This is a genomic window from Fulvivirga kasyanovii (assembly GCF_009711405.1).
Taxonomy (GTDB): domain Bacteria; phylum Bacteroidota; class Bacteroidia; order Cytophagales; family Cyclobacteriaceae; genus Fulvivirga; species Fulvivirga kasyanovii.
Genome location: NZ_SMLW01000522.1, coordinates 7662 through 15968, shown reverse-complemented (window position 1 = coordinate 15968; position 8307 = coordinate 7662). Strand labels below are relative to the sequence as shown.

General features: G+C 41.2%; 12 protein-coding genes. 11 read left to right on the top strand and 1 reads right to left on the bottom strand.

The annotated features are described in order from the left end of the window. The 5 genes from E1163_RS11385 to E1163_RS11365 all read left to right on the top strand — a co-directional run. Window positions 1–458: YfiR family protein (locus tag E1163_RS11385; RefSeq protein WP_155171751.1), on the top strand; the 458-nt coding region annotated here is incomplete at its 5' end. A gap of 193 nt (window positions 459–651) precedes the next feature. Continuing rightward, window positions 652–2832, top strand: a complete 2181-nt coding sequence (locus E1163_RS11380; RefSeq protein ID WP_155171749.1) for a TonB-dependent receptor plug domain-containing protein — start codon at window positions 652–654, stop codon at window positions 2830–2832. Window positions 2833–3300: 468 nt separating this feature from the next. Beyond that, window positions 3301–3723 (top strand): hypothetical protein, encoded by a 423-nt coding sequence (locus E1163_RS11375; protein WP_155171747.1) that lies wholly within the window; start codon window positions 3301–3303, stop codon window positions 3721–3723. A 40-nt stretch (window positions 3724–3763) separates the two neighbouring features. Further along, a complete protein-coding gene (locus E1163_RS11370) occupies window positions 3764–4192 on the top strand; it encodes a hypothetical protein (protein WP_155171745.1) in 429 nt (142 codons plus the stop codon). A 15-nt stretch (window positions 4193–4207) separates the two neighbouring features. After that, window positions 4208–4645 (top strand): hypothetical protein, encoded by a 438-nt coding sequence (locus tag E1163_RS11365; RefSeq protein ID WP_155171743.1) that lies wholly within the window; start codon window positions 4208–4210, stop codon window positions 4643–4645. A 205-nt stretch (window positions 4646–4850) separates the two neighbouring features. Here E1163_RS11365 and E1163_RS11360 read toward each other — a convergent pair whose 3' ends face one another. Then, window positions 4851–5012, bottom strand: coding sequence for a hypothetical protein (locus E1163_RS11360; protein ID WP_155171741.1), 162 nt, complete (start codon window positions 5010–5012; stop codon window positions 4851–4853). Window positions 5013–5378: 366 nt separating this feature from the next. Here E1163_RS11360 and E1163_RS11355 point away from each other — a divergent pair, with 366 nt between their 5' ends. From E1163_RS11355 to E1163_RS11330, 6 genes are all read left to right on the top strand, one after another. Beyond that, on the top strand, window positions 5379–5807 hold the full coding sequence (locus tag E1163_RS11355) for a hypothetical protein (protein WP_155171739.1): 429 nt from the start codon (window positions 5379–5381) through the stop codon (window positions 5805–5807). A 242-nt stretch (window positions 5808–6049) separates the two neighbouring features. After that, entirely contained in the window at window positions 6050–6499 is a 450-nt protein-coding gene (locus E1163_RS11350; protein ID WP_155171737.1) for a hypothetical protein, read from the top strand. Between the two features lie 75 nt (window positions 6500–6574). After that, on the top strand, window positions 6575–7012 hold the full coding sequence (locus tag E1163_RS11345; RefSeq protein WP_155171735.1) for a hypothetical protein: 438 nt from the start codon (window positions 6575–6577) through the stop codon (window positions 7010–7012). Between the two features lie 55 nt (window positions 7013–7067). After that, complete coding sequence (locus tag E1163_RS11340) at window positions 7068–7256, top strand: hypothetical protein (protein WP_155171733.1); 189 nt, start codon at window positions 7068–7070, stop codon at window positions 7254–7256. After that, on the top strand, window positions 7231–7485 hold the full coding sequence (locus tag E1163_RS11335) for a hypothetical protein (RefSeq protein WP_155171731.1): 255 nt from the start codon (window positions 7231–7233) through the stop codon (window positions 7483–7485). The genes E1163_RS11340 and E1163_RS11335 overlap by 26 nt, the downstream gene beginning before the upstream one ends. Window positions 7486–7847: 362 nt before the next feature. Next, a complete protein-coding gene (locus tag E1163_RS11330; RefSeq protein WP_155171729.1) occupies window positions 7848–8285 on the top strand; it encodes a hypothetical protein in 438 nt (145 codons plus the stop codon). Window positions 8286–8307: the final 22 nt, after the last annotated feature.

Here is an 8307-nt window from a genome sequence, read left to right as displayed (position 1 = left end):
TCACCATGCAAGCAGCTTTCGCGGAGGTTCCGGAAACCAGGATTCAGGCAATTTTTCTGTACAAGTTTATTGAAAACACCAATTGGCCTGACAATAAATCAGGACTCAGGGTGGGTTTTTTTGGCGACACCCCTGTACAGGCCGAGTTTGAGAAAATGCTGAAAGCACGAAACAACTCCAATATCTCTGTTCGCAAAATAGACCTTTCAGCAACTAATCAATGCGATGTTGTTTTCCTGCCCACTTCGCAAAATTCAAAGTTTAATCCCCTCCTTGAATCAGCAAAAAACAGCAGTATACTGATTATTACAGAGGACGGCGGGCTGATCAGGAAAGGCGCAGGTATCAGCTTTCTGAAAGAGGACGAAAGCATTAGTTTCGTTGTCAACAAGGCATCCCTCGATAAGAGAAGACTACAGATGACCGGTGCATTGCTCAGTCTGGGCAAGCAGATATAAAGCGGAAAAGAAAGCAGGCCTGTCTTGACGGTATGACAGTGGCCAAAATGAATATCTCATCTATCTATACCGTGTTTCATATAGTCGGCAAAATCATCACAATAATAGTCTGATGCAATTCATTGCTTCACGCTGACATCAGGATATCAGACTTCTAATCTTAAATAATGAAATTATAATCCCATAATAAAATATGACCAGATTCTACAAATTTTTCATCCTACTAATGCTGGCGGTCTGTTCATCGTTAGTAGACATACTTGCTCAGGAACAGCCAGATGAAAGCTCTTATACGGAACAAGAGCTTTATGACCTTTCGCTTGAAGAACTGCTTAATGTTAAGGTTACCACTGCGTCCAAAGCGGAGGAAACTGTACAGGATGCCCCAGGGATTGTTTCAGTGGTCACAGCCAATGAAATTGAAGCCTATGGAGCCAGTAACTTAGCTGAAGTATTGGATCGTGTCACGGGTATATACATGACCGGCTCTTATACACTTACTAATAATCTGCCTGTAGTTCGCGGGGAAGCCACTGCACACTGGGCTACCAAGGTTTTGATACTAATTGATGGGAGACCTCACCGTGATAGCTACCTTGGAGGTACTCTGATGCCGCTTTTAAATGCGTACCCTGTTAATGCCATCGAAAGGCTGGAAGTGGTGCGCGGGCCCGGTTCGGTATTGTATGGAACAAATGCTTTTACCGGTGTCATCAATATCATCACCAAAAAGGCTACTGCCAGCAATTTTACTACTTCTACAAGATACGGAAGCTTTGATACAAGGCAAAGTAGTATACATGCTGGGATCAAGCATAATGACCTTACCGTAGATGCCAGCCTGAACTTCTATAATACTGATGGCTGGGATTTTACCGCCAGGGGCGAGAAAGCGATCATAAGAAGTAACACTTCACCTGTTTATGACTCTATCGTTAATCCGGCACGAACAATCAATATGGCTCGGAGAGATATCGGAGCAACACTTAACACAAGCTATAAAGGACTAACTTTCAATTCATTCTATGGATTTTCTAACTGGGAAGCAATGCATAATGCAGCTCAGTGGGTGGTGCCCTCCGGTGCAGGTCCAAATGAAACACCCATTCCATTTGAGGTTTATTCTAAAAAGATGTTTGCTGACCTGGGTTATAAAAAAGAGGTTACCTCTTTCCTGACTTCTTCCCTTAACCTTACATGGAACCGGACCACGTTCGATTTGGCAAGGGCTGACTATAAGAACAGGCCTATAGTTACGCTTGCCAATGACCTGCTTGCCGAATGGTCTAACTCTATAAAAATCCGTTCCAACCTGGATGCTTTGATTGGCTTTAACATCAACAATCAGCAGGGGCATGGCATTCAGGAAACCAACAATGCTGATGGTACGCCTTATCTGGAAAATAAGGAGACCCACAACCCTAACGGGTTTTATTATGTGCCGGAGTGGAATGAAACCTGGTATAGTGGTTATGCTCAGTTATCCTACCAACCTGTCAGGTTTCTTAAGCTTGTGGGAGGCATGCAGGCCAATAAAGTAACTGGAATTGATGTTCACTATAGTCCGCGTTTGGCCGTGGTTGTTCGCAGTAAATCAGGTTTTGGGGGTAAACTGCTCTATGGTAAAGCTTTCCGTTCGGCTACAGCAGGTGGAGAGAAAGCGCTGAACATACCAGGACTTATAATAGGCAATCATGATCTTTTGCCGGAAGAAATAGGCACAGCCGAAGTCCAATTTTTTATCGTTAAAAAGAAATTTGAGGCTTCGGTTAATTACTTTACCAGTGACCAAACTAACCAGATCGTTCGTACGTCTGCCACTGATCCTGCCAATAAAATACCCAACACGGTGCAGTATGTAAACAGGGGAAGCCAAACTTCTCACGGATTTGAAGCCGAAGGTAAATTCTATCTCTCTCCTCAGTGGAAAGGTGTCGGCTCATTCGCTTCTCAACAAACAAAGAACAATCTGGGATATAAAAATTATGGAGGAACCCCTTTATATATGGCAAAATTTGGTATGCAGTACGAAAGCGAGCGAGGAGTCGAGGTAGGGGTATTCAATACCTATTATAGTAAGGGAGGGAACATACAGGCTAAATTCTCTTCGGATAACACACCTGCTGATTTTGTTGGTACTGCTACCAATGCAAACCCGGAAATGAAAGCTATTAACTATTTAACAGCCAACATCCAGTTGCACTTGCCCGAACTATTGAGAAATCCATCAATGGCAGATGTTACCTTGTTCTGCTATATGGTTAATATACTTGATCAACAGGTTTATTATCCCGAGTTTTCAAGGAGGGTAATTAATACTTACCCAGGCAGGGCAGGTTTTAACATCCATGGAGGGGTAATAGTGAAACTTTAGACTATTCCATTGTTGGTATTTATTTGAAATTAAGCCAAGACTTAAGACAGCCCCGGGGGCAGCCCGGGGCTTTTTAATTTAAAAGGTTTTGCTTCAGGAAAATACCGGACCAACCTGAAAACCTGGGGAGCAAATGGATATGAAAATGAGACGTGCAATATGAAGCTTGCCGGTGTTAAGCAATAAAACCATCCCTTATATAGGTTTGCCAACTGCTTAACAACTGTATGCGGAGTATAGAGATTAAAAGTTAGAGTCTTCCCGGAAATTCCGCCTGAGCCAAAACACCCTTCCATTAAAGGCAATCAGAAGGATATTTTTTATTAGTCCACCTTATTGTCTACCTGTGTTTTTACCAATCAATCAAAATTCGATTTAACATTGGCCATCCGTCAGGTGCGCTCTTTTACTGTGTCTTGCTGGTAATAAAAAAAGAGTCATCTGTTGGTTGGCTTTAATCTTAAAAAAATGACTACAAAAAATCCGATTTCGAACCATTTTGAAAATGACTGTTCCATTATTCAGTATGATCACCAAAATAGTGTTCTGTTGTTCCGTTGGAAACTGGAGCCTGCCTCTGAGGAGTTTAAGCAAGCTATGCATGAGGTAATTGCAGCACTCAGGCACTTCAAGACCAGTAAAGTGGTTTGGGACACGGTCCGGCTTGGGTGTGTTTTGTTTGATGATCAAAAGTGGATAGCTAATGTCTGGCTGAAACAGGCCATTGAAGCAGGGTATGCGCAGGCGGCATTTGTGGTGCCGGAAGATGTTTTTACCAAAATGTCGGTTGAAGATACCGTTGAAATGGGGACAGCTATTACAGCGGGGGTGAGGCAAACTAAATATTTTGACGATATGAAAAATGCTTTAGAGTGGATTTGTGGTCAATAATAACCAAGCAAAAACCCGGAATAAATAATACATCTGAAAAATGAAAGAAAGTGCCATTACAAAGCTTTATGTAACAGATAAAATACACTTTGATTTTGACCCGACTGTCCCCTGTTTTATCGACGAGAAAGTTGGGGTTCTGCTTTCTGAGGAGTTTACACTGGGGATGGAAGGAGGACTTGAACTTTTTAAGGAAAAAATAAAAGAATATCCGAGGATTGGATGGATAGCCAATCTAAGCAAGGCAAACGTTTTTGGCCCTGAGGATTCAAAATGGGTAATAGAGCATTGGACTCCTGCCGCTGTTGCAGCAGGCCTGAAATACGTCGCTTACATTGAGCCTGAGAGCGACTTTGCGAAGGAAAAGCTGACAAGGTATATCCAGGAGCCAGGGCTATATAGAGGAATGATAGTTAATAGCTTCCGTGATATTGAAATGGCAAAAAACTGGCTCAGATCACAATTATAAATTAATGAAATAAACATGGAGGACAAGCAACAAACAAGATTATACACGGTAGATGGCGGGTATTTCGACTACGAACCTGCGGTTCCCTGTATTTCTGGAGCTATCATTGGTTTTATGACCTCGGAAGAGTTTCGTGCTTATTTGGAGCACGGTCTGGAATTGATCAGGGAGAAAGTTAAAGAGCAGGGGAAGTTAGGATGGCTGGCAGATACCAGTAAGGCAGATACTTTTAATCCAGATGATATGGACTGGATCATAAATACCTGGAATCCTGCCGCCTATGAGGGAGGGGTTCGGTACTGCGCTTTTGTGATGCCTGAGGATGCTTTTGCCGAGGTTAACGTAATTGATTACTCAGAGCTAACCACTGAATCCTCTGCCATAATTGTAAAGCATTTTAAGGATTTGGAATTGGCTAAAACATGGCTTCACGAAGTATTGAACAAAACATGACAGGTCTATCTCTATCTTCGTGTGATTTTCATGGCTTAAGTTCTTACTTTTGGTTCCCTAAGCCTTACTATGTCGGGATCAAACAGTATGATTTTTTAACCGTTTCGCTCCTTAAATTTCTTACGGCCTCGCTAAAGGCTTCGGCCGTCAGGGGAAGGTGTTTTGATCAAGGCCGATTCTGAAACTCCATTTTTCGAACAAGTTGTCAATTTACTTCCCAGTAGAGTCTCTCGCAAGAGGATTCTACGGCATTTGGAGGTACAATCTTTAAAACATTGCCGGAAGAGATGATGTTCAGAAAGGTAACAACCTCTGCTTTAAGGCTATTATCCTCAGCCGGTGTTACAGAACAGTAAAGCTTGACCAAACTTTCAAAGTTTAGTAAAGCTTCAATTTATCTCTGTAAACTGTCATTAAATTTATCAACCAAAAAGTATGCATTTGCCGTGGCCTTTACTATTAGCAATGGTGTGCTAAACACCGAAGTAAAAAGTTAGAGTCTTCCAGTAAATTCTGTCTGCTCCAAAATTCCCAAGATATCGTAGCTATTCGAACTTGAAAAATGTGGCTATTTATTTAAGCCATGGGGATTTTATCAAAAGTCCACCTTATTGTCCACCGGTGTTTTTATAAATCAATTGAAAATCAACTTAACATTGATTCGGTTTGGTGACAGCTTTGACTGGTATCAAAGCAAAATAATATAATGACATAAAATACGGCCTAAAAAGCTATGATCAGACTTTATGCAACGGAAAAAGTAAACCTGGATTTTGACCCTGCTGTTCCCTGCTTTATTGATGCAAAGTTTGGGTTTCAGCTTACCGAGGAGTTTAGGTATTGCATGAAATACGCGCTACAACTTTTTAAGGAAAAAAGGGAAGAATATCCTTCTATAGGGTGGATTGCCAACCTGAGTCAGGTCAATGTTTTAGATCCTGAGGATTCAAAATGGATGATATCCTACTGGAATCCTGCTGCCTTGGAGGTGGGGCTGAGGTGCGTTGCTTTTATTGAACCGGAAAGTGACTTTCTCAGGGGGAATGTTGAAAGATACACTCAAAAATCGGAGCCTATGGGTATGGTAATCAATAGCTTCTGCGATCTTGAAATGGCAAAAGACTGGCTCAGGTCACAGCTTTTGGTAACTAATACTCCATGAATACACTGTTCAAACCATGCAGACAAAAACAATAGTTATTAACCATTTTAAAGATCAGGAATCTGCCAGAATCTGGCTTCATGAAGTATTGGGTAATGGGCAATAAGGTATGACAGGACTCTAATCTTACTTGTTTCACACACAATTACTTAAGGTATTCTGAGGATCTCAGAGCTTGTTGGTTAGAATACTGCTTTTAAATATTGAAAAATAAATAAACAATCTGTTAAATATTAAACTAAATGGACAGCAAATCAGAAGCTAAATTGGAAAGGATATATTCAATTGACAATGGCACATCATTAGACTTTGATCCTTCAGGGCCATACATAATAGCTTCATGGGTAGGTTTTACCATGTCAGAAGAGTTTAGGTCTCTTTTGGAGAAGAGCATTGAGTTGATTGAAGAAAAGGTGCTTACATACAACGAGGTTGGTTGGATTTCTGATTTCAGTAAGGGAGAAATGGTTGTGGATGATGACATCAGGTGGGCCGTAGAAAACTGGAATGGCCGGGCACATAAGGCAGGGCTCCGGTACAACGCTCTGATAATTCCTGAAAATTCGTTTTTAGAAGTAGGAGCGAGTGACTACACGGAAACTACGGAAAAAGCAGGAGAAATCACTGCGCGCCAATTTTTAGATATCGAATCAGCTAAAGCCTGGCTCAACGGAATTTTGAATGGAAAATAGGGACCGGCAACATATAGAGTTAAGAATATGCCGGGCTGTTAAAGAAAAAATTGAAGACATTAAACATAATTTTAAATGCAAACAACACTGTATACACAAGGAGCGTCTACCATCGATTTTGACCCATCAGTGCCCTGCCTGGTGATTTCGCAAGTCGGTTTTCTTACCGGAGAGGAATTCCGGCAATTACAAGAAAAGGCCCTTGAATTATATACGGCAAAAAAGAAAGAACATGGAAAACTGGCATCAATAAGTAATATCAAAGAGTCAGATGCCATTGATATGGAATCTTTGAAATGGGCGGCAGAAGACCTGGCGCCACGCCATTATCAGGCGGGTAACAGGTATTCTGCGGTGATACTACCTGAAGATGAGTATGCCCTGGCCAGTATGAATGCCGAAATCTTTATGGAAGAATCCGGGAAAAAAATAAATGAACCGCAAATGGAGACACGGATGTTCAAAGATGTAAAATCTGCCAAAGTCTGGCTTGAAGAGGTACTAAAAATGTGAAAACTACCAAATAATCACCATTAATAAGAACCGAAATTAATAAATTGTTTTAGAAATGGAGAGCGAAATACTTTATTCAATTAATGAATCTACCACTACATATGATCCCTCTGTGCCCTGCATTATAACCAGGCACAAAGGCTTTGTTACCGATAAAGAGTTCCGCCCATGGATGGACAATGCATGGGAGCTTTTTATAGAAAAAAAAGAGGAAAAAGGTGAAATGGGATGGATCGCTGAGTGAACAAAGCTTAAAGTGGCTTACCGAAGATTTTAATATCCGTTGCTTTAACAGTGGGTTGACGCACCTCGCTTTGATATTACCAGAGGATAAATACACAATGGCACGGATGAATGCGGATATCTATACTGAGGAATCAAAATCAAAATCAACGGATAAAATAATTACGCAATATTTTACGGACGAAGAACCGGCCAAAGCCTGGCTCAGCGATGCCTTGAGCGGGCAATAGAATGGTGCTTGTCAAGTAGAAATAAAGTAATGTATAAGCTAAAATACAACCATGCTTAAGCACCAGGAGAATCTACCCTCCTGCATGGTGGTTAAGCAAATACGGGTTTTTAAGCGATCCGGTAAGAGACTCTAGCCACACCTAAAAGCGGGTAATGTTTAAAGATGAATAATCTACTGGAAAACGGCTTTAGAAATTTTGAACGACTGCTATGATGATACACCACATGCTGTCTGCAAAAGAGGGCACATTTAAAAAAAATGACTTAAAGGATGTTGCCTGGGCATCGACAGATTTATAGGCAATTAATGCTAAAAGATAGATAAGGTAACAATAGTTGAAGCAATCAAAATCATTAACAAATGGAAACAACTTTACTCCATCAAACAGGAACGGCAACGATAGAATTTGACGCATCCGTGCCTTGTCTCATACACTCTCCTAACGGTTTTATGACGAGTGATGAGTTTAGAGAGCAAATGAATGTGGGGCTACAGCTTCTGAAAGAAAAGAAAAGTGAAATGAGCAAAATAGCATGGCTGGCTGATGCCAGGAATCAGGAAGTTATTTCACAGGAGGATATAGCATGGATTGCCAGTAATTGGAATGCAAGGGTATTTGAGGTTGGCGTTAGACATATTGCCCTTGTACCGGCTGAAGATGAGCTGTCAAGTATGAGCATAGAAACATACATTGATAGTTCAGAGGGGGCAAAGCTGACAAAAGGATTGATCATTCGGCAATTCATAGATGTTGAATCTGCCAAAAAATGGTTGCGCGACATGATGAATGGAGCATAGCGTGTTTGTAAGAGAGTAACCG

Coding starts and splice junctions, on each gene's coding strand:
- E1163_RS11380 (WP_155171749.1), top strand. CDS start 652: ATGACCAGATTCTACAAATTTTTCATCCTACTAATGCTGGCGGTCTGT.
- E1163_RS11375 (WP_155171747.1), top strand. CDS start 3,301: ATGACTACAAAAAATCCGATTTCGAACCATTTTGAAAATGACTGTTCC.
- E1163_RS11370 (WP_155171745.1), top strand. CDS start 3,764: ATGAAAGAAAGTGCCATTACAAAGCTTTATGTAACAGATAAAATACAC.
- E1163_RS11365 (WP_155171743.1), top strand. CDS start 4,208: ATGGAGGACAAGCAACAAACAAGATTATACACGGTAGATGGCGGGTAT.
- E1163_RS11355 (WP_155171739.1), top strand. CDS start 5,379: ATGATCAGACTTTATGCAACGGAAAAAGTAAACCTGGATTTTGACCCT.
- E1163_RS11350 (WP_155171737.1), top strand. CDS start 6,050: ATGGACAGCAAATCAGAAGCTAAATTGGAAAGGATATATTCAATTGAC.
- E1163_RS11345 (WP_155171735.1), top strand. CDS start 6,575: ATGCAAACAACACTGTATACACAAGGAGCGTCTACCATCGATTTTGAC.
- E1163_RS11340 (WP_155171733.1), top strand. CDS start 7,068: ATGGAGAGCGAAATACTTTATTCAATTAATGAATCTACCACTACATAT.
- E1163_RS11330 (WP_155171729.1), top strand. CDS start 7,848: ATGGAAACAACTTTACTCCATCAAACAGGAACGGCAACGATAGAATTT.